Below are 21,830 nucleotides of genomic sequence, written 5' to 3'. Positions count from 1 at the left end.
GGGAGCGGGCATGTTCGGCGGTTTCAGGATTAGTAGACGCCCGGCAGCAGCCGCCAACTGCGGGTGCAGTAGGCGTCGTACTCCGCGCCAAACTGTCCCCGCAGCAGCGCTTCTTCAGAATGAATACGGGCGATCAGCGGGATCAGGGTCAGCGCCGCGAGCAAAATCCCGACCACTGAACGAAACGCCAGCGCCCAGCCCAGCGCATTGATCACCAGCCCCAGGTAACTGGGATTGCGCAGGTGCCGGTAGATGCCTTCGGTGACCAGTCGATGCCCCGGCTGGATCGCCACCAGCCCGCTGAAGCGATGCCCGAGCACAAACACCGGCCACAACCGCAGCGCGCCGCCGACGATGAACAGCAGCGCGCCGAGCCAGCGCACGCCTTCGCCGCCAAACGTCCAGAAATTGATCCGGTCGCAATAGGCCGGGAGAAATCCACTGATGACGCCAATCACGGCGAAGGCCGGAATCACCCAGCGATTGGCCCGATCCTCGCGTTCGCCGGCACTCAGGTTCACTTCGGTGAACAGCGACGCCACCACCATCGCCAGGGTCGCCAGCGCTATCAGCACCAGCGCATCGTGGGAAAAGAACACCGCCACGCCACCCATACCCCAGACCGCCAGACCCAGATAGGCGAGGGTGGCGAGCACCGCGACGACGGTCATTTGCGCAGACATTTTCATGGGCACCTCTGAGCTGATGCTGTTCAGTGTAGATCCCGGCACGATCTCCGGCGTTTACCCGATGCAAGGGCCGTGGACTAAGCTTGAACGTGGGACGTTTTGATTCACTCGCCACGATCCGACCCGGATGATGCCGGTCGTGGCGTCGTCAGGAGCCGTCATGTTGCACATCCGCACGCCTTTGATCCTGCACCCGACTTTATCGAGCGCCACGCGGCGCATCTGGTTGAAACTGGAAAACCTGCAACCCGGAGGGTCGTTCAAGATTCGCGGCATCGGCCTGCTGTGCAGCCAGGCCGAGGCGCAGGGCAAACGCAAAGTCGTCTGTCCGTCCGGTGGCAATGCCGGGCTGGCAACAGCGGTGGCGGCGACCCGCCTGGGCCTGCAAGCCTGCGTCGTGGTGCCGAACACCACGCCGGAAGCAACCCGTGATCGCATCCGCCGCACCGGCGCCGAGGTCATCGTCCACGGCAAGGTCTGGGACGAGGCCAATCAACGCGCGCAGGCGCTGGCGAGCGCGGCGGACAGCGAATACGTGCCGGCCTTCGACCATCCCGTGTTGTGGGAAGGGCACAGCTCGATGGTCGATGAAATTCTCGAAGATTGTCCGCAGGTCGATGTCCTGGTGACCTCGGTCGGCGGCGGTGGTTTGCTTGCCGGGCTGCTGGTTGGGCTGTTGCGCCATGACCGGCGGGACTGCCGGATCGTGGCCTGCGAAACCCGGGGCGCCGCTTCGTTTGCCGCCGCCCTGCAGGCCGGCCATCCGGTGCGCCTGAGCAAGATCGACAGCGTTGCCACGTCCCTTGGCGCCAGTCAGGTGGCGGCGTGGCCGGTCGAGCATATCGGCGAATTTACCCATGAGTGCCTGGTGCTGTCCGATGACGACGCGATCATGGGTGTGGTGCGTTTCGCCAATGATCTGCGGCAACTGGTGGAGCCGGCGTGCGGGGTGTCGCTGGCGACGGCGTACCTCGATCATCCGGCGCTGGCCGGGGCGCATGATGTGGTGATCATTGTCTGCGGCGGGGTCAGCATCAGTGCACAACGGGTGGCGGGGTGGGCGAGCCTTGGGGCCTGAGCGACGATCGTGCCCTCTCCCAGCAGTCCAGAGAACCGACAGTCGGCCCGACGCCCATCCCGCCAATCAACGTCTATGCTGGACGCAGCCCTTTTGTGCCTACGGTGACCCGCGATGATCAACTTAGCCACTGCCCATCTGCTCGCTGACTACAAGACCTGGGCTAATCAGCGCCTGTTCGACAGCCTGCAAGCGCTGCCGTCCGGGGAGGTCACCCGAGAACGCAAAACCGTTTTCCATAACATGCTCGGCACGCTTAACCATATCTACGTGGTCGACCGGATCTGGCAGGCGCATCTCGAAGGCCGTGACCATGGTTTCAAAACCTCCCACGATCTGGTGCATGACGACCTCGGGGACCTGCGCCAGGCACAGCAGGAGGTCGATAGCTGGTATCGCACCTGGAGCGCACGACAGACCGAGGCTTCGTTGACCCGCGAGATCGATTTCAAGTTCGTCTCCGGTGACGGCGGCACCATGAACGCCGGGGCGATCCTCATGCATGTGATCAACCACAACAACTATCACCGGGGCTGGGTGGTGCAGATGTATTTCGAGATCCCGCAGATGCCGCCGATGACTGATCTGCCGGTGTACCTGCGCGAGGCCGATCCCGGGTTCAGGCCGGTCAGTGCGCCTGCGACGGTAGCGGAGCCGACATGTGATGGGCAATCAGCGAGCGCAGCCAGCGTTCCGCCGGGTCGTTGTCGTTGACCCCGTTCCAGACCATCGACAACTCCGACGGCACGATCTGGAACGGCGGTTCGTCGGCGCGCAACACCGTACTGCCGTCGACCAGCGCGCAAGCGGCAAAATCCGGCACGGTGGCGAGCAGGTCGGTGCCGGCCAGGATTGCCCGCAACGGGGCAAATTGCGGCACCGCCAGCACGACGTTGCGGGTGCGGTTGACCCGCGCCAGATCGTTGTCGATAGAACCGTCCAGGCTGCCGGAAAACGACACCAGTGCATGGGGCCGCTCGCAGTAGTCGTCGAGGGTCAGAGCGCCGGGGCGATCGTCGCCGCGCAGGATCTTGCAGTGCAGATCCCGCAGTTTTTTGCGTTTGGCATTGGCCGGCAGTTCGGTGGTGTAGCTGACGCCAACGGAGATCTCCCCGGAGCCGAGCATCGACGACATCAGCAGAAAATTCACCCGGCGAATCACCACCACCACGTTCGGCGCATCTTCGCGCAATTGCTTGAGCAAGGGCGGCAGCAGACCGAATTCGGCGTCATCCGACAGACCGATGCGGAACACGTCGCGGCTGCTCAGCGGGTCGAAGTCCTTGGCCCGGCTGACGGCACCGGAGATCGTGTCCATCGCCGGCTGCAATTCCCTGAGGATCGCCAGCGCCCGCTGGGTCGGTTCCAGGACCCGGCCATTGCGTACCAGCAGCGGGTCATCAAACAGGTCACGCAGACGAGCGAGGGCGGCGCTCACCGCCGGCTGGCCGAGGAACAGCTTTTCCCCGGCGCGGGTCAGGTTCTTTTCGAACATCAACGTTTCGAAAATCACCAGCAGGTTCATGTCGACGCGGCGCAAGTCGTTGCGATTCATGCCGGAAGGCTCGTTCGGGTTCGGGAGCCTTCAGTGTAGGAGCTGACGACGTCTTTGCGAGCCGCTCGTCTGCGTCCTTGTTACTCCTTGACGCTCATGTATTCCTTCGCCCAACGGATGTAATCCTCCGGCAGGGTGTAGGTGTGCGTCAGTTCGGTGGCGCTGAGGTCGGAGGCCTGGGTGAAGATCTGCCGTTGTTCGCGCAGGCTGTCGTAAGTGGCCTTGATCGCGGCGAAATAGGCGCCGTGGCCGTCGATGGTCACGCGCACGCCCAGCTCGGCCAGGCGTTTGTCGTCGCGCAGCGCCGGGTTGCCGTAGGTGACCAGCATCAGCGGGACGCTCAGGTGTTCGGCGATCTGCTCGAGCTGATCGAAGTCCTGCACGCCGACCATGCAGATACCGTCAGCACCGGCAGCCTGGTATTGGCGGGTGCGGCTGATGATTTCCTGGACCGGCAGGATGCCGGCGTTGGTCCGGGCGATGATCGCCATTTCCGCATCGACCCGGGCCTCGAGTGCCGCACGGATCTTGCCGACACCTTCGGCCACGGTGATCAGGTCGGTGGACTTGCGCCCGAACTGGGCCGGCAGCAGGGTGTCTTCGATGGTCAGCGCGGCGACACCGGCGCGTTCCAGCTCAACGATGGTGCGCATCACGTTGAGGGCGTTGCCATAGCCGTGGTCGGCGTCGGCGATCACCGGCAATTGGGCGACGCGGCCGATGCGGGTGGCTTGCTCGGCGAACTCGCTGAGGGTGATCAGGGCGAAGTCCGGGGCGCCCAGTACCTGCAGGGAGGCGACCGAACCGCCGAGAATGCCGACTTCAAACCCCAGGTCAGCGGCGATGCGGGCGGACATCGGATCGAACACGGAGGCTGTGTGATAGCAGGTGTCGGACGCCAGCAGCTGACGGAAATTACGGCGCAAATCTTGATGAGAAAGCCTGGACATACGAGTTCCACCATACAAAGGAATGGAAAGGCTTGAGCAAAGGTGTCAACGCCGAAGGATGAAAAGGCTATCACGCGAATGGGTCAAGGATCATGACGAATTTGCGAGGGAGGCTGACCGGGCGCGCTGGCGCGTCCGCCCTCGCCACGGGAAGCGAGTGTTCCCGTGGGTTCAGGCGGCGGCGATTTGTTGCTGCCGGTTGGGCAGCATGACCGCGCGTACCGAGTTGCCCGGCTGCAATTGCAGGCGTTTGGCGGTGAGGCGGTCGACCACCAGGCTGCCGCCGACGCGACGTCCACGGGCGGCAGTGATGCGGCAGTTTTCCAGGCGCCGGTTGTGAATCAGCCAGAGCGGCGCCTGATCGTCCGGCGTGCCGAGGCTCAGGGTCAGTTCCAGGCTGTCGCGCACGGTTCGGATGCTGCGCACCGGGGCTTCGATCACCGGGCCGCCATCGAAAATATCGATGTAGCCTTTGTGGGCGAAACCTTCGCCCTGGAGGATTTTCAGCGCAGGCTCGGTGTTGGGGTGCGGCTGGCCGATCACCGCCTGGGCCTGTTCGGTGAGCAGGCAGGTGTACAGCGGCTGGCGTGGCATCAGTTCGGCGATGAACGCCTTGTTGCCCAGCCCCGACAGATGATCGGCGTGGCTGAAATCCATCTGGAAGAAGTGCCGTCCCAGGCTGTCCCAGAATGGCGAGCAGCCCTGTTCGTCGGCGCTGCCGCGCAGTTCGGCGATCATCTTCTCGCCGAACAGATGCGGGAACTCGGCGACAAACAGCAGTCGCCCCAGCGACAGCAGGCGACCGTTGCTGCCGTGGCGCTGATCGTGGCCGAGGAACAGCGAGCACAGCTCCGATTGGCCGGTCAGTTCATTGTTGAGAAACAGGGTCGGAATCTGCCGTTGAATCCCCAGGTTCGGAGCCGAGCTGACGGTCACGCCCACCCGGTAGTTGTACCAGGGCTCACGCAGACCGATCCCGCCGGTCAGGGCGCTGACCCCGACCAGCCGTTGCTCGTCGTCTTCGAGCACGAACAGATAATCGGCGTCGGCCCGCTCGACCTGTTCGGCGAAGGCCCGACGAGCCCAGCGTACCCGGTGAGCCAGGCGCTCTTCGTTGGCCGGCAGGGTGGTGAACCCCGGGCCGGCCTGCTGGACCAGTGCCATCAAGGCGGGCAGATCGTTGATGTGAACCGGACGGACAATCATGCTGCAACTCCTTTTGCGCGCCTGCTCGGGCACTGTCGTGGGGTAGGGGCGCGGTTCACAGGGCTGTCAGCCGTACGCTGGCGCCATCGCTGACCTGCAACGCCGCGCACATGGCCGGGGTAAGCGCCAGGGATTGACCAGGCTGGTAATCCAGTTCAGCGACGATGGCGCGGAATCCGTGCAGCGCGTCGTTGCTCAGCAGGTAGCGACCCCGGGCATCGATCTGGGCCTGCCGGCAGACGGTGACGGTCTGGCTGCGGGCGATCGAACGGATGTTCGCGGTGCGTGCATACAGGGTCGGGCCGGCATCGAACAGATCGATGTAGCTGTTGGTTTCAAAGCCTTCGCGCTCGAGGATGTCGAACGCTTCCTGGCCATCGGGGTGGATGCGGCCGATGCAGTCCTGCGCCGCCTGGGACAGCATCGGTACGTAAATCGGGTATTGCGGCATCAGTTCGGCGAGAAACGTGCGGCTCTGCAAGCCGCACAGGCGTTCGGCCTCGGCGTAGGGCAGATCGAAGAAGTGCTTGCCCAGGGCATCCCAGAACGGCGAATGGCCCTGTTCATCGCTGTAACCGACGATTTCGGTGATCACCGCTTCGGCGAAACGTTGCCCGTGGGCGGCGATGAACAGCAGCCGCGCCCGCGATAGCAATTCGGAAAACGGCGTGCGCACCAGCGCCGCGTCGATGTGGAAACCACGCAGCAGCGTGTGGCCGCTGAGGTCATGGCACAACGACAGCGCCGGCACGCCGTGCTCGATGTTCAGCTCACGCGAGGCACTGGTGAAATGGCGGTTGCGCAGGCTGTAGAACGGCTCGTCGTACCCGGCGGTGGCAAGAATCTCCGAGCAGCCGACCAGGCGCCGGTTGTCGAGGTCTTCCAGGACGAAGAAATAGTTCTCCGGGCCATGGGCGCTGCCTTCGCTGTCGAACGAATCGCGGGAGCCGGCGATCTTCTCGCCCAGGCGTTCGCTGTCGTCCGGCAGGGACGTCACGCCGACCAGGCTGTCGCGGGCCAATTGTTGCAGTTGAGGCAGGTCGGTTGGCTCGACTGGGCGTAAGACCAGCATGGATGCACTCCTGTATCAAAAGGTTCGACGAATCGCCGAACCTGACTATCACTGTCGGTTTCCACGCGTTAAATCGGCGGTCGCCTGATTTGTTGTCAGACGCCGCTCTTTTTCTTGTCAGCCATTGCTCGGGTCAGGCAGCGCGGTACTGGCGCCGAGCTTGTTCAGGAAGAACAGGTACACCAGGCCCAGTGCGATCCAGATCAGGCCGAGTTTTTGCGCATCAACACCCATGTTGTACATGATGGCCGCGACGATGACGAAGCCGATCACCGGGCAGATCAGGTGACGGATCACCTGACCGGACTTCTGCCGACGCCAGTAGTAGTTGATGACGGTCAGGTGCAGCAGCATGAAACCGCTCAGCGCGCCGAAGTTGACCAGCGAGGTCAGGGTGTCCACCGAATTGATGAACAGGTAGCAGATCACCAGCGACAACACTGCCACCAGGTAAATGCTCAGGTACGGCGTGTTGTGCTTCGGATGAACCTTGGCCAGCACTTTCGGCAGCTTGCCGTCACGGGCCATGCCGAACAGCAGGCGCGAGACGGCGGCTTGCGAGGTGATGGCCACCGCCACGCCCCAGGCCAGGGCGGTGGCGACACCGGTCAGGGTCGCCAGCCAGCTGCCGGCGGCGATTTCGGCGATTTCATAGAACGCGGTGTCGGCGGATTTGAAGCCCATGCCTGCCGCCAGATCGGTGGCGATCCAGGTTTGCACGACGAAAATCACCCCCATCACCACCAGCGTGATCAGCGCTGCCTTGCCGACGCTGCGGCCCGGATCGCCCTTGATCTCTTCGGCGAGGGTGGAGATCGCATCGAAACCGAGGAACGACAGCACGGCAATCGACACCGCTTGCATCAGCAGGGCGAAGTTGAAGGTTTCCGGGTGATACAGCGGCGCCAGGGTCAACTGGCCATTGCCGCCACCGTTGTGCAGGGCATTCCAGGCGTAGAACAGGAAAATCCCCAGCACCACCAGTTGCGCCAGCAGGAACAGGATGTTCATCCGCGCGGTGAACGTGATGCCGCGCAGGTTGACGAAGGTTGCGCTGACCAGGAACGCCAGGATGAACCCGACTTTCGGGATGTCCGGGTACAGGTGGTTGAGCGCCATCGCCGCATAAACGTAGAGCAGCGGTGGAATCAGCAGGTAATCGAGCAGCATCAGCCAGCCGGCGATGAAACCGACATGCTGATTCAAGCCCCGCTGCGCGTAGGAATACACGGAACCGGCAATCGGAAACGCCCGGGCCATGCTGCCGTAGCTCAGCGCGGTGAAGACCATCGCCACCATGCCGATGATGTAGGCCAGCGGCACCATCCCCGGTGCCTCGGCGTTGACGTAGCCGTACACGCCGAACGGGGCGATGGGGATCATGAAGATCATTCCGTACACCACCAGATCGGTCAGCGTCAGGCTGCGTTTAAGCTCCTGCTTGTAGCCGAATTCTTCTATTTCCATGAAGCGCAACTCCTTGTCAGCCAATCGGTCGTTTTAGTTGTTATATCGGTCCGTCGTTTACCGCGTCAGCAGTCTTTCAAAACAGTCTTTACAGCAGTGGAGCAAGGTATCCGGCCCAGCGTGACACCGCTTCGGGGTTGCGCAGCAGATCGTTGCGGACCTCGATCAGCACCGATTCCAGGCCTCGTGCATCGCCGTGTACCGGTACGGTCATGTCGCCCAGCGGGTCAATCCGGTACGGCTGGTTGCCAGCGACTTTCAACGGGTGTCGTTCGAGGCCGTCGAGCAGGCGTCGGGCGTAATCCTGCGCCTGACCGAACAGCACGCCCACTTCCAGATCGCGCGGCTGGCCGTAATACACCGGGGTGAAACTGTGAATCCCCACCACCCGCACCGGCAAGCCCCGGGCCAGGCGTTCATCGATCAATTGCTGCAGGCGTGCGTGAAACGGCTTGAACAGGCACTGGCGACGGTATTCGCGGGTCACTTCGTCCAGATCGCGGTTGCCCGGAACCTGATAGATCTCGCTCTGCGCCGGGATGCTGTCGGGGGCATGCCGTGGGCGGTTGAGGTCGATCAGCAGCCGCGAATAATTGGCGCTGAGCAATGTTGCACCGAGGCTTTCGGACAATTGCCCGGCCAGCTCCAGCGCTCCGATGTCCCAGGCGATGTGCTCGCGCGCAGCGGCGTCATCCAGGCCCAGGTTGTTCAGGGCGGCGGGGATGTAGCGGCTGGCGTGTTCGCACACCAGGATCAGCGGATGCGTCGAGTCTTCGCGACTCAGGTTGTAGACCGGCCGGGTGTACAGCCCCAGCTCGGCGGATTCAGTACAGGCGTGCATAGTGCTCACACAAGTCAGCGGGCGAGAGCTGTTCCGTCAGCGCCAGTTCCTCGGTTTTAAGGGCGAAAAAGGTTTCGAGCAGCGCGCTCGGCAGCGCTTCGATCAGCGCTTCGCTGCGGCGCAGGCAATCCAGTGCCTGAGCCAGGGAGGCGGGCAGGGCAACGATGCCCCGGGCCTTGCGTTGCTCGTCGTTGAGTGAATCGGGAATGTCATCGGTGATCGCATTCAGTGCCAGGCGCTGTTCGATGCCCAGGCGTCCGGCGATCAGCAGCGCGGCCATCGCCACGTGTGGCGAGGCGGTGGCGTCCATGGCGCGGAATTCGAGGTTGTACTGCGCCGCCACGGATTTGCTGCTCAGGCTCACGGTCGGGCAGATGCGCAGCGCCGCCTCGCGGTTCTGTTGGCCGAGGCAGGCATAGGACGCGCTCCAGTGATGCGGTTGCAAACGTTCGTAGGACACGGGTGTCGGCGCGGTCAACGCACACAGCGCCGGCAAGTAATGCAGCACGCCCGCCGCCCAGTGCTGGCCGAGGGTCGACAGGCCGTTGCTGGTGCCGGCGTCATAGAGCATCGGCTGACCGCCCAGATCGAGCAGACTGACGTGCAGGTGTACGCCATTGCACACCGCATCGGCGGCGGTCTTCGGGGCGAAACTCAGGTCCAGGCCCATCTGCCGGGCAATCTCGCGGGTGATCTCGCGCACGTTCACCGCGCGATCCGCCGCCGCCACGCCGAGGGTCGGCCGGCAGGTGATTTCGTATTGATGCTTGCCGTATTCGGGCAGGAACATTTCCGGCTCGACACCACCGGCGCGCAGCGCGCTGAGCAGCCAGCCACCGAATTCGGCGCCCTGGCGCTGGGCCTCGAGGGAGAACGCCAGATGCTCGGCAAAACCTGCATGCAGATTGAATTCGTGTTCGAACGCCGCGTTGACCTGCAAGCCGAGTTCATCGCGATAACGCTCGACTTCATCGCGCAACAGCGTGCGCGGGCAGGCCGCCCATGCGCGGCCATCGGTCTCGCGGATGTCGCCGTGGATGAAGTCCAGCGCCGGGGCCTGCGGATCCGGGCCATTGCCGACGGTGACGCGGCTCGACAGGTCGGGAATCAGCCGCAAGTCGCCATAGGCGCCCCACGGGTTGCTCGAGGCAATGATGTCCTGCGGCGTCAGCGCGCTGTTGGCCGGCACCCAGCCGCAACCGGCGGCCTGATAGTGCTCCAGCTCGTCGGTGGGAAACGAGCGGCCCCGGGTGATGCCGATCAGGTCAGTGGTGACGATGGTGGTCATCGGCAGCGGTGACAGGCGTTCGCTCATGGCTGCATCTCCCGCAGGCGACCGAGCACGGTGTCGGTGTCGGTGATCCAGCAATAGCCCTTGATCGCGTTGAGGCAGGCGTCGTGCCGTTCGGCGGTGTAAGTGGCGCAGGCGTCGGCGACCAGCGTGACCAGGTAGCCACGGTCGGCGGCATCGCGCACGGCCATGTCGACGCACTGATCGGTGACGATGCCGGCAATGATCAGGTGGCGGGTTTCAAGGTTGCGCAGCACGTAGTCGATGTTGGTCGAGTTGAAGACCCCGGACGAGGTCTTGGGCAGGATGATTTCGTTCTCCACCGGGGTCAGCTCGGCAATCACCTGGGCCTGCGGGCTGCCCTTGGGCAGGTGCATGTCCGACAGCTTGTGATCGAGGGAGCGGTCGCGACCGTCGGCGGTCAGGCTTTCGATGATCGTGTGCAGCACATTCTGCCGTGCCTGGCGAAAGGCCTCGAGCAGCCGGCGTTGATTGGGCACCACTTGCGTGCGGGCACGGTTCAGGAAGTACGTCGCCTGCGGGCCTTCGAGATGCGCGTCGAACTGCGGTTCGAGCCAGGCGCGCTGCATGTCCACCAGCAGCAACGCGGTGTGGCCGGTGACAAACGGCAGATCCCGCGGCGAGCGGTGGGGAAGGCTGAACATCCTTATTTATCCTCCAGCAAGTGGGTGTCGAAGTCGTTGCGCAGGGCATCGATGCCTTCCAGGCGATCGGCCAGATCGGGGTTGCGCAGCGCCAGGCAGGCGATCAGCGCCTCAATCTGCGCCATTGCCGGCACCAAAGTGTCGAACGGTGAGGCCCATTCCACCGGGGCGCTGATGATCAGGTCCGCCAGCTCACGCAGCGGCGAGGCATAGATGTCGGTAAACAGCACCACCCGTGCGTTGCTGTTCTTCGCCGCGCTGGCTACGCGCAGGGCCTGGCTCTGGTAGCGGCGATAGTCGAACACCAGCACTACGTCTTGGCGTTGCAGGTCGAACAGCCGGTCCGGCAGTTGCGCGTTGTCTTCCAGGGTGAAGCAGCCGGGGCGCAGCAGGCGCAGGTGATTGAGCAGGTAAGTCGACAGCAGGCTGCTGAAACGCCCGCCAAAGCAGTACACCTGATGCCGGGCGTCGAGCAGCCAGTCGGCAAGGATCCGCACATCTTCCGGTTGGGTCAGTGCCTGGGTTTCGACCAGCAGACGATGACTGTCCGCCAGATAATGACTCCAGGCGTCGTCGTTGTTCTGGTGCGAGCGGGGCTGCAACAGGGTGCGCGGCGAGCGCAGGCGATGATCCATGTCACTGAGAAGGGCGTCCTGGAACTCGGCATAACCGCCGAAGCCCAGCTTTTTCACCAGGCGCACGATGGTCGGATCGCTGACGCCGGCGTGTTCCGCCAGGCGTGCCATAGGACCAAGGCCATTGCGTGGATACTGATCGAGCAAGGCGCGAACGACTTTGCGCTCCGACGGCGTAAGATCCAGGCCGGGATCGGTGATCAGGTCTCTGAGAGGGGGCATCCGGGCTCCTGCTGGATGGGTATGTAGAATTCGCTTCACAATCCGTTAAAACAGTATTTATGTAATTTACGTTACATGTCTAGTGAATTTTTGACGGTTGAATGAACGCCCCAATATGGAGCGAGACGCCCGTGTAACGGGGGCTACACGGATGCCGACAGGGTTTGTAGTCCATTGCCCATAACGGTGTCAGACATTGCCGCCGGATTGCGGCATAGCCACTATCACCGACTGCCTGCAACCCGGCTGTTTCCGGCACAATTGCCGCCACATTGGCATTTTGCCGATAACTTTGATGGCTTTCCTAGCGAGTGATTGACCGTGCAGGCCACGCGTTTGACATTGATTTGCCATGCCAGAACCGTCGCACAAAAACTGGCGTGTTTTCCTACGAACGAACCCGTTGAAGAGACCGGGCTGGCGTCCGCGTCCCTGAGCGCCCGATTCATCGCGCCGCGCCGTCTGATTTGTGGCCCGGAATTGCGTACCCGGCAGACCGCCGAGTGGTTTGGCCGCGATGCGCAGATTGATCCGGCCCTGCGCGATTGCGATTGGGGCCGCTGGCAGGGCCAATCGATCAAGGCGCTGCAACGGGACGAACCCGAGGCGTTGCAGGCCTGGCTCGACGATCCTCATGCAGCGCCCCACGGCGGTGAATCCGTGGCACAACTGGGCGAGCGCGTGGCCGCGTGGCTGGCTTCCCTGCAAAACACGCCGGGTCATGTCGTGGCGGTCACCCATCCGTTTTTCATTCGCGCGGCGCTGATGCAGGTGATGCAAGGGCAGGCGTTGCACAGTATCGATGTCGAGCCGCTGGCGGCGGTCGAGTTGCGTTTCGCCGGGCGCTGGCGGCTACGCTTGTGTGCGATCGAACCTGAAGGAGTTCTTTAATGAAGCGATTGCTGGTCATCGGCATTGGCGCCGGCAACCCGGACTACATCACGATGCAGGCGGTGAAGGCGCTGAATCGGGTGGACGTGTTTTTCCTGATGGACAAGGGCCAGAGCAAAGACAAGTTGATCGACCTGCGCCGGGACATCTGCGAGCGCTACATCACCGATCACCCTTATCGTTTCGCCGAAGCCCACAGCCCGGAGCGCGAGCGTGGTGAAGTGGACTACACCACCAGCGTCGATGATCTGAACCGCGCCAAGCAGCAGACCTTCGAACGCCTGATCGATGACGAGTTGGCTGACGGCCAGTGCGGCGGTTTTCTGGTGTGGGGCGATCCGGCGTTGTACGACAGCACCGTTCGCATCCTGCAAGCGATTCTGGCGGACGGGCACTGTCAGTTCGAGTTCGAGGTGATCCCCGGCATCACCAGCGTTCAAGCCCTGGCGGCGCAGCACAAGGTGCCGCTGAACACCATCGGGCGTTCGATTGAAATCACCACCGGCCGGCGTCTGGCGGCGGGGCAGGTGAGTGGCACGGACAGCCTGGTGGTGATGCTCGATGCCGAAGATTCCTACCATCATGTGGCGGACCCGGAGACCGAGATTTACTGGGGCGCCTACCTCGGGACGCCGGATGAGATCCTGATCAGCGGCAAGCTGGGCGAGGTCGCCGATGAGATCGAGCGGGTGCGCAAGGCGGCCCGGCTGGCGCATGGGTGGATCATGGATACCTATCTGTTGCGCAAGCCTTGAGGCAGGGGGTTGATCGAGCCTGCCTCTTCGCGGACACCTCAGGAAATCACCCTGGCCTCGCGCCCGAACCGCTCCCGATACACCGAGGGCGGCACGCCGACCACGCTGCGAAACGCCACGCGAAAACTTTCCACTGAACGGTAACCACAGCGCAGGGCGATCTGCTCGGTGTTGTGCGGGCTGCTTTCGAGCAGTTCCCGTGCGCGGGCCAGGCGCTCGTGCTGCAGCCAGGTCTTGGGCGACTGGCCGCTGGCCTCGGTGAATCTTCGTAAAAAGGTTCGCTCGCTCATCGCGGCTTCACTGGCCAGGTCGCGCACTTCCAGTGGCTCATGTAAACGCTCGCGGGCCCATTGCATGACCCGCGACAGATCGCTGCGCGGTGTCGGGCTGACCGGGGTGGGAATGAATTGCGCCTGGCCGCCGGTGCGCTGCGGCGACATCACCAGCCGCCGCGCCACCGCGTTGGCGATCTGCGTGCCGAAATCCCGCGCCACCAGATGCAGGCAGGCGTCGATCCCGGCCGCGCTGCCCGCCGACGTAATCAACTGCCCGGCGTCGACATAGAGCACATCCGGGTCCACCGCAATCTCTGGAAACCGCTCGGCCAGTTCCGCCGCGTAGCGCCAATGGGTGGTGGCGCCGTGCCCGTTGAGCAAGCCGCTGGCCGCCAGTACAAACACCCCGGAGCAGATCGACAGCAGGCGTGCGCCGCGTGCATGGGCCTGGCGCAATGCATCGAGCAACGGTTCCGGCACCGGGGCGCTGCGGTCGCGCCAGCCGGGAATGATGACGGTGCGCGCCTCGGCCAGCAATTCCAGACCACCGTCGGCCAGCACTTGAATCCCGCCCATGGCGCGCATCGGGCCTTGATCGACCGCCGCGATACGATGCGTGTACCAAGGGAAATCGAACTCTGGTCGAGCGAGGCCGAAGACCTCCACGGCGATGCCGAATTCGAAGGTGCAGAGGCCATCGTAGGCCAGGATCGCGACCAATCCAGGGGAGGCAGGCATTTGGCGGAAAATTCCCGGTGAGTGTCTTGTGCGCCACTGTAGCGGCAAGCGGCAGCTCGATAAAGTCTGTTCACACCCACACAGACGTAGGAGCAACACCCCCATGACCAGCCTGGTTCGCGAAATTCCTGCTGCCCCCTCCGCCATTGCCCTGATGCATTTCAGCAACCGTCTGACTTTCGAAACCGATTGTTCCGACGTCTTCAGCAGCCAGGAGGCGGGTGAACTGGATTTTGTGCTGCTGGATGTACGCGGGCCACAGGCCTTCGAGCGCGGACACGTACCGGGGGCGATCAACCTGCCGGGGCGTCTGCTGAATGCCGAGACGCTGGCGGCATACCCGAAAACCACGCTGTTCGTGGTCTATTGCGCCGGCCCCCATTGCAACGGCGCCAACAAGGCAGCGGTGAAACTGGCGGCGCTGGGGTATCCGGTCAAGGAGATGATCGGCGGCGTGACCGGGTGGCTGGATGAGGGCTTCACATTGAGCGTGCCGGTGACGACTGCGATCAGTTGCGCCTGCTGAAACCGGCAGCCAATGTGATCGCTTGCAGGTCTTGTCCTACAGCTTTCGCACCGACATGGCGCACTCTTTTCCGATGCTGAAAGGTGCGCCGATTTTCTATAAGTATTTGTCGCTTAAAAACAATTTGCCCCGTGCGCGCCGCCATAGACTCCGGCCACTTCGGTTTTTGCTTTGAAAAAGCCATGACCGGACGCTGAATCCAAAGCTGCCAATAAAAGCCTCCGCACACGGGAGTAATAAATGAAAAAGCTGGTTATGTTCGGTGCCCTGGCACTGTCGATGTTGTCCCTGACGGCCGTGGCCGAAGACGCCAAGCCGATCCGCATCGGTATCGAAGCGGGTTACCCGCCATTCTCGATGAAAACCCCTGACGGCAAACTGACCGGTTTCGACGTGGACATCGGCGATGCGCTGTGTGAGCAGATGAAAGTCAAATGCACCTGGGTCGAGCAGGAGTTCGACGGCCTGATCCCGGCGCTGAAAGTGAAGAAGATCGACGCGATCCTGTCGTCCATGACCATCACTGACGACCGCAAGAAAAACGTCGACTTCACCATCAAGTACTACCACACCCCGGCGCGCTTCGTGATGAAGGAAGGCTCGGGCGTCAAAGACCCGCTGACCGAACTCAAGGGCAAGAAAGTCGGCGTGCTGCGTGCCAGTACCCATGACCGCTACGCCACCGAAGTGCTGGTCCCGGCCGGGATCGACCTGGTGCGTTACGGCTCGCAACAGGAAGCCAACCTGGACATGGTGGCCGGGCGTATCGACGCGATGCTGGCCGACTCGGTCAACCTGAGCGACGGTTTCCTGAAAACCGACGCCGGCAAAGGCTTCGAATTCGTCGGCCCGACCTACGAAGACGCCAAGTACTTCGGCGGCGGCGCCGGTATCGCCGTGCGCAAGGGCGACAAGGAGCTGGCGGACAAATTCAACACCGCCATCGGCGAAATTCGCGCCAACGGCAAGTACAAGGCCGTGCAGGACAAGTATTTCGATTTTGATGTTTACGGCCATTGATACGCCGTAAAAAATAAGTGGTCGCCCGCCGAGGGCGACCACTTTTTTCATCCAGACGAAATACCTGTGGAAGCGGGCTTGCCAGCGAATGCGGTCAGACATTCAACCTCTTTGTTGACCGTCAAATCTCATTCGCGAGCAAGCCCGCTCCCACAGGTGATTTTCGCCGTTCAAGCATTCTGGAGAACGCCCATGCAACGCATCGATCATCTTCTGCCGTGGAGCCACCTGGGCAGCGAACGCTCCCTCAGCGTGTTCCGTTACGGCGCCGGCCCGCGCAAGGTTTACATCCAGGCCAGCCTGCACGCCGACGAACTGCCGGGGATGCGCACCGCCTGGGAGCTGAAAAAACGCCTTGCCGAACTCGAACAGCAGGGCCGTCTGCAAGGGGTAATCGAACTGGTGCCGGTGGCCAACCCGATTGGCCTCGACCAGCATTTGCAGGGCAGCCACATGGGCCGTTTCGAGCTGGGCAGCGGCAAGAATTTCAACCGTGCCTTCGTTGAACTCAGTGCTCCGGTTGCGGCGTTGATCGGTGAGCGTCTGGGCAGCGATGCCGAGGCCAACATCGTCCTGATTCGCCAGACCATGGGCCAGGTGCTCGACGACCTGCCGGCACCGGCCTCGCAACTGGAAGCGCTGCATCGTTTGTTGCTGCGTCACGCCTGCGATGCCGACATCACGCTGGATCTGCATTGCGATTTCGACGCGGCGATTCATATTTATGCACTGCCGCAACACTGGCCACAGTGGCAATCCCTGGCCGCACGCCTGAAGGCTGGCGTGGCGCTGCTGTGCGAGGACTCCGGCGGCAGTTCGTTCGACGAGTCGTGTTCGTCGCCGTGGCTGCGGCTGGCGCGGGCGTTCCCGAACGCGGCAATCCCGGCGGCCAACCTGGCGACCACGCTTGAGCTGGGCAGCATGGGTGACACCCGTGTCGATCAGGCCCAGGCCAATTGCGAAGCGATTCTGGGCTTCCTGGCCGAGCAGGGTTTCATCAGCGGTGAATGGCCGGCGGCACCGGGCGAATGCTGCGAAGGCATGCCGTTCGAAGGCACCGAGTATCTGTTCGCGCCGCACCATGGCGTGGTGAGTTTCCTGCGTGATGCCGGGGAATGGGTGGAGAAGGGCGATGCCCTGTTTGAAGTGGTCGATCCGTTGAACGACCGGGTGACCACCGTGCGCGCCGGCACCAGCGGAGTGCTGTTTGCCATCGATCGCGGGCGCTACACCCAGCCGGGGATCTGGCAGGCGAAAGTGGCCGGGCGCGAGCCGATCCGGGTGGGCAAGCTGATCAACGACTGACGGGGCTTCGCTGGATTGATCGGCTGCCACAGATTTTCGGCGGAACACAACATGTGTGGACACCGCCTTGTGGGAGCCGGACTTGCCGGCGAAGGGGTATCAGCGACACCGCCACATTTGGATCCTGTCCTCACAGTGTTAGGCTCTGCCCCGAACCCTGCACCTCTGTGAAGGAAGGCTTATGTTGAAGGTGTTTGCTCTGCTGACCCTCCTGGCGTCCAGCGCCGTCCAGGCTCAAACCTCGCTGCAAAGCGATCTGCCGCTCAACTACCTGGCACAGGTTCATCCTGATACCGAGTGGCGGCCGCTGGTGATTTTCCTGCACGGCTACGGCAGTAACGAAGCCGATCTGATCGGTATGAAATTTCAGCTGCCCCCGCAGTACAACTACCTGTCGGTGCAGGCTCCGATGGCGCTGGGCGAAGGGCGTTTCCAGTGGTTTCGCAAGAAGGGCGACGGTGCCTACAACGGCGAGAGCGATGATCTGAAGGCCAGCAGCCAGAAACTGCGGGCATTCATCGCGGCAGCGGCGCAGAAGTATCACGCCCGGCCGGACAAGGTGTACCTGATCGGCTTCAGCCAGGGCGCGATGATGACGTACGAGGTGGGGTTGCGGCAGCCGGCGGCGGTCGGGGGCATCGCCGCGTTGAGCGGGCGTGTGTTGCCGGTACTCAAGAATGAGCTGAAGACCGATCCGCCACCGGCGTCGCTGGCGATCTTCATCGGCCATGGCACCGCCGACGACCGCGTGCCTTACAGCGGCGGCACCGAGGCCGATGCGCTGTTGCAACGCCTGGCCTACCAGCCGCAGTTCCATGCCTATCCGGGTGTCGGCCACAGCATCAGCGCGGCCGAATTGCGGGATTTGAACGGCTGGTTGCAGACGCTCAATCCCTGACGGTCACTGACCGGAAACGATCCGGTTGACCAATTCGTCGTGACCCTTGGTGTCGGTCGGGCGCGAGATGATCTGCACGATCGCCATGCGGTTGCCCGAGCCGGCCATCAGCGTGGTGGTGAGGGTCAAACCGCCGCCCTGGGTCACGGTGCTGTCGACCTGACGCACACCCAGCCCGGAGTTTTTCAGGGTCAGGCTCTTTTCGCTGAGCTTGTTGAAGTCCGACAGGCCCTTGCGTTGCTCCTTGACGAACGAGTCGACGGTGTCATCGAGGAATGCGCTGTCGTTGTCCTTGAGGTTGGGTTGGCCCGGCAGATCGTTCTCGGCGGCGATCACCACGGTTTTTGTCGTCTGGTTGGTGTACATGTTGCCGTTGGCACCGGTCGGTCCCGGAGGGATCGGGTCGCCGATAAAGCCTTTGGGCAGGGTGAAGATGAATTTGCCGCCGAGCATCGATACGCTGGCGGCGACGGCTTTTTCCTTGGCCTTGGCCGCCTGGGCGTTGATGGCGCCGAAACCGGCAACCGCCGCCAGCAACAGGACGACGGCTTTCTTGGACAGCAATGACATTTGAAACTCCGAAGGGTGATCGCGCTTGGGCGGCGATCATCCCACGGAGCATGTCTGACACTCCAGCGCGATTCGTCTGTCAGCTTTTACTGAGGCAGGCTCTGTTTCGGGGCCGGGCGGGCGAGCAACTGCCGGGTGACGCCCAGCATCGCCACGGACACCGCCACGCCAACGGCAAACCCGCCGAGGCCCAGGCTTGGCAAGGTCAGCGCCGTCACCAGGCAGAACGCGGAAAACGAGTACATCCCGATGGCCGTCGCCCGCAGCAAGGCGGCGGTGAAGGCCGGGCCGCGAGTCTGCTGGGAGAACACCGCCATCACGCTGCCGAGCACCGGGAACACCGCGAGCAGACCGCTCCAGCGTTCGCCGACGGTGCTGGCGAGCATTGTCACCACCAGGGTCAACGCTGCGCCGGCGATCATCCGCCAGATCAGCCTGTCCGACTTCGGCGCCGGGCCGCCGATCACCGGTTGCACGTTGGGAAACAGATGAGGCGCGGCGAGTAACGCCGTCGCCGCTGCAGCGACCGAAAAGGGCAGCGACGCCGGAATCAGCGACAACACCAGCGCGATCACGGCCCACACCGTCAGCGAAATCATCAACGCCCACGGCCAGTTCGCCCGTTGCGCCACCTGCGCGTAGGTGATGCAGAACGCGATCATCGCAAACATGGCCGAAAGCGCGGCCACTGCCGATTGCGCGGCAAATGTCGGGCCTTGCTCGATGGCGAGAAAAAACAGAATCGGCCCGACCACCACCGGCAACCCCGACAGCCACCCGGCGACACTCGGCCCCCAGCGTTTTCCCGCCAGGGAAATCAGCAGCAGAAAACCGGGAATCAGCAGCAACTTGAGGATCAGCACGCGGGAGTCTCCGTGGTGTGAGAGGCGGTCACGGTAGCACTGCTGATAACCGATTGCTGCATGTGTCTGCAATTTTTGTATACAAAGTGCCCGGTGCAATCGCCGACTATGCTCTGACTATCAGGGTTTCCCGGAGTCGATACGCAATGAACAGGGCGCCGAGGGTGTTTCGTGGATGTTGCGGAATCGGCTTGTGGGCCTTGTTGCTGACGCCGACCTGGGCGAGTTGGCAGGACGCGTTGCCCGGTGCGCAAATCATCGGCAGCGGTGACTTCAGTGTGTTCGGGTTCGATGTTTACAACGCTCGCCTTTGGAGTTCCGCGCGGCCCTTGGCGGAGGGCCAGCCGTTCGCGCTGGAACTGATTTATCGGCGCACCATTTCCCGGGACGATCTGGTCAAGGCCAGCGTCGATGAAATCAAGCGTCTGGCGGGTGCCACTGTCAGCCCTGCGCAATTGGCCGGGTGGCAAACGCAGATGCAACAGTCGTTTGTCGATGTGCAGGCCGGCACGCGAATCACCGGCGTTTATCTGCCGGGCCGGGGCGCGCGGTTTTTCGTCGGGCAGCAATTGCAGCATGAAATTGATGATCCGCTGTTTGCCCGCGCGTTTTTCGATATCTGGTTTGACCCGCGTACGCGCAGTCCGCAGTTGCGTCAGCAGTTGCTGGGTGGCGGTCGACCTTAGCCGCAATCGTTGCGATGCAGGTGCGCGCTACACGACACAAGTCGAAACGTCTAAGCTGCGTCTTTCGACTTGTTTCTGGATGTGTGCGTGAAATTCAGTTTGCCCAAAATCGCCACGGCGCCGTTCTGTCCGCCGGAAGTGGCCGGCAGTGTCCCGGTTGATCCCAACGCCTCGTTCTTCAAGCGCGTGCTGCGCTTTGCCGGCCCCGGTTTGCTGGTGTCGATCGGCTACATGGACCCGGGCAATTGGGCGACAGCCATCGAGGCCGGTTCGCGCTTCGGTTACAGCCTGTTGTTCGTGGTGTTGCTGGCGAGTCTGGCGGGGATGGTCGTGCAATGCCTGTGCTCGCGCCTGGGCATCGCCACCGGGCGCGATCTGGCGCAACTGTGCCGCGAGCGCTACAGCACGCCGACCGCACGCCTGCAATGGGTGCTGGCGGAGATCTCGATCATCGCCACCGACCTGGCCGAAGTGCTCGGTTGCGCCCTGGCGTTTCACTTGTTATTGGGCTGTTCGCTGACCTTCGGCATCGCCCTGACCGCGTTCGACACCTTGCTGGTGCTGGCCTTGCAGAACCGTGGTTTTCGGCGGCTGGAGGCGATCATGCTGGTGCTGGTTGCCACCATTGGCGCCTGTTTCTTCGTCGAGCTGCTGTTGATCAAACCGTTCTGGCCGGACGTCGCCCAGGGCTTCAAACCTTCGCTGTCGGCCATCAGCGATGCCGCGCCGCTGTACCTGGCCATCGGCATCCTTGGCGCCACGGTGATGCCGCACAACCTGTACCTGCACACTTCGATCGTGCAGACCCGGCTGATCGGCAAGGATCTGCCGAGCAAGCAGGACGCGGTGAAACTGGCGCGCATCGACACTATCGGTTCGCTGGCGCTGGCGTTGCTGGTCAACGCGGCGATCCTGATTCTGGCGGCGGCAGCGTTTCATCAGTCCGGGCATACCGATGTGGTGGATATTCAGGACGCGTATCACTTGCTCGACCCGCTGGTGGGCGGGGCGCTGGCGAGTGTGTTGTTTGGCGTGGCGTTGCTGGCGTCGGGGCAGAGTTCGACCTTTACCGGGACGATTGCCGGGCAGGTGATCATGGAGGGCTATCTCAATCTGCGGATTCCTTGCTGGCAGCGGCGTCTGATTACGCGCGGGCTGGCGCTGATCCCGGCGTTCATTGGCGTTTGGCTGATGGGCGATGGGGCGGTGGGCAAGTTGTTGGTGTTGAGTCAGGTGGTGTTGAGTCTGCAGTTGCCGTTTGCGCTTTATCCGTTGATCCGGATGACCAATGACCGGCGGTTGATGGGTGGTTTTGTGAATCGGTTGCCGACGCGGGTTTTGGCCTGGGGGTTGTTCGGGGTGATCAGTGGGGCTAATGGGTGGTTGATTTTGCAGTTGATGGGGTGAGGGTTGGGGATTGGGATTGGGATTGGGATTGGGATTGGGATTGGGATTGGGTGAATATCCGTTGCTGCGGGTGTTTTTGCTGGCGGTTTCGCCCTTACGGCGAGTCACCTTTTTCAAACGCCAAAAAGGTAACCCAAAAGGCTTTGCCCCGGCGTACGGCCCCTCGCTGAGGCTCGGGGTTCCTTCGTTCCGGGATTCATCCGGGGGCATCGCCTACGGTTTGCT

General features: G+C 62.8%; 24 protein-coding genes. 11 read left to right on the top strand and 13 right to left on the bottom strand.

The annotated features are described in order from the left end of the window. Window positions 1-29 precede the first annotated feature (29 nt). A complete protein-coding gene (locus tag KVQ74_RS07235) occupies window positions 30-689 on the bottom strand; it encodes a methyltransferase family protein (protein ID WP_217830376.1) in 660 nt (219 codons plus the stop codon). A gap of 160 nt (window positions 690-849) precedes the next feature. On the opposite strand from KVQ74_RS07235, the gene KVQ74_RS07230 reads away from it, so the two are divergent. Beyond that, a complete protein-coding gene (locus tag KVQ74_RS07230; RefSeq protein WP_217830375.1) occupies window positions 850-1,767 on the top strand; it encodes a pyridoxal-phosphate dependent enzyme in 918 nt (305 codons plus the stop codon). Between the two features lie 114 nt (window positions 1,768-1,881). Continuing rightward, window positions 1,882-2,481 carry a DinB family protein gene (locus KVQ74_RS07225; RefSeq protein ID WP_217830373.1) on the top strand — a complete coding sequence of 200 codons (600 nt, stop codon included), beginning with the start codon at window positions 1,882-1,884 and terminating at the stop codon, window positions 2,479-2,481. Here KVQ74_RS07225 and KVQ74_RS07220 read toward each other — a convergent pair. The 9 genes from KVQ74_RS07220 to KVQ74_RS07180 form a co-directional block, all read right to left on the bottom strand. After that, window positions 2,396-3,322, bottom strand: a complete 927-nt coding sequence (locus tag KVQ74_RS07220) for a LysR substrate-binding domain-containing protein (protein ID WP_217830371.1) — start codon at window positions 3,320-3,322, stop codon at window positions 2,396-2,398. The two genes, KVQ74_RS07225 and KVQ74_RS07220, sit on opposite strands and share 86 nt — an antisense overlap. 80 nt (window positions 3,323-3,402) lie before the next feature. Next, window positions 3,403-4,272: an isocitrate lyase/PEP mutase family protein gene (locus tag KVQ74_RS07215; protein ID WP_217830370.1), complete on the bottom strand. Its 870-nt coding sequence runs from the start codon at window positions 4,270-4,272 to the stop codon at window positions 3,403-3,405. A gap of 171 nt (window positions 4,273-4,443) precedes the next feature. Beyond that, the gene (gene astA / locus KVQ74_RS07210; protein WP_217830368.1) at window positions 4,444-5,478 is read right to left on the bottom strand and encodes an arginine N-succinyltransferase; all 1,035 of its coding nucleotides are present in this window, start codon (window positions 5,476-5,478) and stop codon (window positions 4,444-4,446) included. Between the two features lie 55 nt (window positions 5,479-5,533). Then, entirely contained in the window at window positions 5,534-6,550 is a 1,017-nt protein-coding gene (locus KVQ74_RS07205) for an arginine N-succinyltransferase (protein ID WP_217830366.1), read from the bottom strand. A gap of 117 nt (window positions 6,551-6,667) precedes the next feature. After that, window positions 6,668-8,017: an APC family permease gene (locus KVQ74_RS07200; RefSeq protein WP_217830364.1), complete on the bottom strand. Its 1,350-nt coding sequence runs from the start codon at window positions 8,015-8,017 to the stop codon at window positions 6,668-6,670. Window positions 8,018-8,105: 88 nt separating this feature from the next. Next, window positions 8,106-8,858 (bottom strand): N-formylglutamate amidohydrolase, encoded by a 753-nt coding sequence (locus tag KVQ74_RS07195; protein ID WP_217830362.1) that lies wholly within the window; start codon window positions 8,856-8,858, stop codon window positions 8,106-8,108. Further along, complete coding sequence (locus tag KVQ74_RS07190; RefSeq protein ID WP_217830360.1) at window positions 8,842-10,173, bottom strand: type I glutamate--ammonia ligase; 1,332 nt, start codon at window positions 10,171-10,173, stop codon at window positions 8,842-8,844. Before KVQ74_RS07190 ends, KVQ74_RS07195 begins: the two co-directional genes overlap by 17 nt. Then, the gene (locus KVQ74_RS07185) at window positions 10,170-10,814 is read right to left on the bottom strand and encodes an isochorismatase family cysteine hydrolase (protein ID WP_217830359.1); all 645 of its coding nucleotides are present in this window, start codon (window positions 10,812-10,814) and stop codon (window positions 10,170-10,172) included. The genes KVQ74_RS07190 and KVQ74_RS07185 overlap by 4 nt, the downstream gene beginning before the upstream one ends. A gap of 2 nt (window positions 10,815-10,816) precedes the next feature. Then, window positions 10,817-11,671, bottom strand: coding sequence for a MurR/RpiR family transcriptional regulator (locus tag KVQ74_RS07180; protein WP_217830357.1), 855 nt, complete (start codon window positions 11,669-11,671; stop codon window positions 10,817-10,819). A gap of 321 nt (window positions 11,672-11,992) precedes the next feature. Here KVQ74_RS07180 and KVQ74_RS07175 point away from each other — a divergent pair, with 321 nt between their 5' ends. Together KVQ74_RS07175 and cobF are read left to right on the top strand one after the other, a co-directional pair. Then, a complete protein-coding gene (locus KVQ74_RS07175) occupies window positions 11,993-12,562 on the top strand; it encodes a histidine phosphatase family protein (RefSeq protein WP_217830356.1) in 570 nt (189 codons plus the stop codon). Beyond that, window positions 12,562-13,317 carry a precorrin-6A synthase (deacetylating) gene (cobF, locus tag KVQ74_RS07170; RefSeq protein ID WP_217830354.1) on the top strand — a complete coding sequence of 252 codons (756 nt, stop codon included), beginning with the start codon at window positions 12,562-12,564 and terminating at the stop codon, window positions 13,315-13,317. Before KVQ74_RS07175 ends, cobF begins: the two co-directional genes overlap by 1 nt. A gap of 38 nt (window positions 13,318-13,355) precedes the next feature. Here cobF and ftrA read toward each other — a convergent pair whose 3' ends face one another. Further along, a complete protein-coding gene (ftrA, locus tag KVQ74_RS07165; protein WP_217830351.1) occupies window positions 13,356-14,330 on the bottom strand; it encodes a transcriptional regulator FtrA in 975 nt (324 codons plus the stop codon). Between the two features lie 103 nt (window positions 14,331-14,433). On the opposite strand from ftrA, the gene KVQ74_RS07160 reads away from it, so the two are divergent. The 4 genes from KVQ74_RS07160 to KVQ74_RS07145 all read left to right on the top strand — a co-directional run bounded on the left by KVQ74_RS07160 (window position 14,434) and on the right by KVQ74_RS07145 (window position 18,079). Next, window positions 14,434-14,856: a rhodanese-like domain-containing protein gene (locus KVQ74_RS07160; protein ID WP_217830348.1), complete on the top strand. Its 423-nt coding sequence runs from the start codon at window positions 14,434-14,436 to the stop codon at window positions 14,854-14,856. 240 nt (window positions 14,857-15,096) lie between these two features. Next, on the top strand, window positions 15,097-15,876 hold the full coding sequence (locus tag KVQ74_RS07155) for an ABC transporter substrate-binding protein (RefSeq protein WP_217830345.1): 780 nt from the start codon (window positions 15,097-15,099) through the stop codon (window positions 15,874-15,876). Window positions 15,877-16,068: 192 nt separating this feature from the next. Then, window positions 16,069-17,181: a succinylglutamate desuccinylase/aspartoacylase family protein gene (locus KVQ74_RS07150; RefSeq protein ID WP_217830343.1), complete on the top strand. Its 1,113-nt coding sequence runs from the start codon at window positions 16,069-16,071 to the stop codon at window positions 17,179-17,181. Window positions 17,182-17,362: 181 nt separating this feature from the next. Beyond that, window positions 17,363-18,079: an alpha/beta hydrolase gene (locus KVQ74_RS07145; protein ID WP_217830341.1), complete on the top strand. Its 717-nt coding sequence runs from the start codon at window positions 17,363-17,365 to the stop codon at window positions 18,077-18,079. A 3-nt stretch (window positions 18,080-18,082) separates the two neighbouring features. Here the strand turns inward: KVQ74_RS07145 and KVQ74_RS07140 are convergent, their stop codons facing one another. After that, on the bottom strand, window positions 18,083-18,649 hold the full coding sequence (locus KVQ74_RS07140) for a DcrB/PsbP domain-containing protein (protein WP_217830329.1): 567 nt from the start codon (window positions 18,647-18,649) through the stop codon (window positions 18,083-18,085). Window positions 18,650-18,735: 86 nt separating this feature from the next. Beyond that, window positions 18,736-19,512, bottom strand: coding sequence for a hypothetical protein (locus tag KVQ74_RS07135; protein WP_217830327.1), 777 nt, complete (start codon window positions 19,510-19,512; stop codon window positions 18,736-18,738). A 146-nt stretch (window positions 19,513-19,658) separates the two neighbouring features. On the opposite strand from KVQ74_RS07135, the gene KVQ74_RS07130 reads away from it, so the two are divergent. The 3 genes from KVQ74_RS07130 to KVQ74_RS07120 all read left to right on the top strand — a co-directional run. Further along, window positions 19,659-20,198 carry a chalcone isomerase family protein gene (locus KVQ74_RS07130; protein ID WP_217830324.1) on the top strand — a complete coding sequence of 180 codons (540 nt, stop codon included), beginning with the start codon at window positions 19,659-19,661 and terminating at the stop codon, window positions 20,196-20,198. Window positions 20,199-20,336: 138 nt separating this feature from the next. Further along, window positions 20,337-21,605 carry an Nramp family divalent metal transporter gene (locus tag KVQ74_RS07125; RefSeq protein ID WP_404822665.1) on the top strand — a complete coding sequence of 423 codons (1,269 nt, stop codon included), beginning with the start codon at window positions 20,337-20,339 and terminating at the stop codon, window positions 21,603-21,605. 16 nt (window positions 21,606-21,621) lie between these two features. Continuing rightward, window positions 21,622-21,830, top strand: a 209-nt coding sequence (locus KVQ74_RS07120; protein WP_217830322.1) for a hypothetical protein, incomplete at its 3' end; no start/stop codon positions are given.

Origin of the sequence: Pseudomonas botevensis (genome assembly GCF_019145475.1) — a bacterium.
GTDB lineage: Bacteria > Pseudomonadota > Gammaproteobacteria > Pseudomonadales > Pseudomonadaceae > Aquipseudomonas > Aquipseudomonas botevensis.
Note: the sequence above shows the minus strand (reverse complement) of the source record. Positions and strands in the feature narration are given on the sequence as shown.

What these genes read in the sequence shown, in the direction of transcription:
- KVQ74_RS07185 (WP_217830359.1), bottom strand. Translation starts at nt 10,814, where the DNA reads ATGTTCAGCCTTCCCCACCGCTCGCCGCGGGATCTGCCGTTTGTCACC.
- KVQ74_RS07190 (WP_217830360.1), bottom strand. Translation starts at nt 10,173, where the DNA reads ATGAGCGAACGCCTGTCACCGCTGCCGATGACCACCATCGTCACCACT.
- KVQ74_RS07155 (WP_217830345.1), top strand. Translation starts at nt 15,097, where the DNA reads ATGAAAAAGCTGGTTATGTTCGGTGCCCTGGCACTGTCGATGTTGTCC.
- KVQ74_RS07235 (WP_217830376.1), bottom strand. Translation starts at nt 689, where the DNA reads ATGAAAATGTCTGCGCAAATGACCGTCGTCGCGGTGCTCGCCACCCTC.
- ftrA (WP_217830351.1), bottom strand. Translation starts at nt 14,330, where the DNA reads ATGCCTGCCTCCCCTGGATTGGTCGCGATCCTGGCCTACGATGGCCTC.
- KVQ74_RS07145 (WP_217830341.1), top strand. Translation starts at nt 17,363, where the DNA reads ATGTTGAAGGTGTTTGCTCTGCTGACCCTCCTGGCGTCCAGCGCCGTC.
- KVQ74_RS07200 (WP_217830364.1), bottom strand. Translation starts at nt 8,017, where the DNA reads ATGGAAATAGAAGAATTCGGCTACAAGCAGGAGCTTAAACGCAGCCTG.
- KVQ74_RS07220 (WP_217830371.1), bottom strand. Translation starts at nt 3,322, where the DNA reads ATGAATCGCAACGACTTGCGCCGCGTCGACATGAACCTGCTGGTGATT.
- KVQ74_RS07225 (WP_217830373.1), top strand. Translation starts at nt 1,882, where the DNA reads ATGATCAACTTAGCCACTGCCCATCTGCTCGCTGACTACAAGACCTGG.
- cobF (WP_217830354.1), top strand. Translation starts at nt 12,562, where the DNA reads ATGAAGCGATTGCTGGTCATCGGCATTGGCGCCGGCAACCCGGACTAC.
- KVQ74_RS07150 (WP_217830343.1), top strand. Translation starts at nt 16,069, where the DNA reads ATGCAACGCATCGATCATCTTCTGCCGTGGAGCCACCTGGGCAGCGAA.
- KVQ74_RS07140 (WP_217830329.1), bottom strand. Translation starts at nt 18,649, where the DNA reads ATGTCATTGCTGTCCAAGAAAGCCGTCGTCCTGTTGCTGGCGGCGGTT.
- astA (WP_217830368.1), bottom strand. Translation starts at nt 5,478, where the DNA reads ATGATTGTCCGTCCGGTTCACATCAACGATCTGCCCGCCTTGATGGCA.
- KVQ74_RS07160 (WP_217830348.1), top strand. Translation starts at nt 14,434, where the DNA reads ATGACCAGCCTGGTTCGCGAAATTCCTGCTGCCCCCTCCGCCATTGCC.
- KVQ74_RS07230 (WP_217830375.1), top strand. Translation starts at nt 850, where the DNA reads ATGTTGCACATCCGCACGCCTTTGATCCTGCACCCGACTTTATCGAGC.
- KVQ74_RS07215 (WP_217830370.1), bottom strand. Translation starts at nt 4,272, where the DNA reads ATGTCCAGGCTTTCTCATCAAGATTTGCGCCGTAATTTCCGTCAGCTG.
- KVQ74_RS07205 (WP_217830366.1), bottom strand. Translation starts at nt 6,550, where the DNA reads ATGCTGGTCTTACGCCCAGTCGAGCCAACCGACCTGCCTCAACTGCAA.
- KVQ74_RS07195 (WP_217830362.1), bottom strand. Translation starts at nt 8,858, where the DNA reads ATGCACGCCTGTACTGAATCCGCCGAGCTGGGGCTGTACACCCGGCCG.
- KVQ74_RS07130 (WP_217830324.1), top strand. Translation starts at nt 19,659, where the DNA reads ATGAACAGGGCGCCGAGGGTGTTTCGTGGATGTTGCGGAATCGGCTTG.
- KVQ74_RS07180 (WP_217830357.1), bottom strand. Translation starts at nt 11,671, where the DNA reads ATGCCCCCTCTCAGAGACCTGATCACCGATCCCGGCCTGGATCTTACG.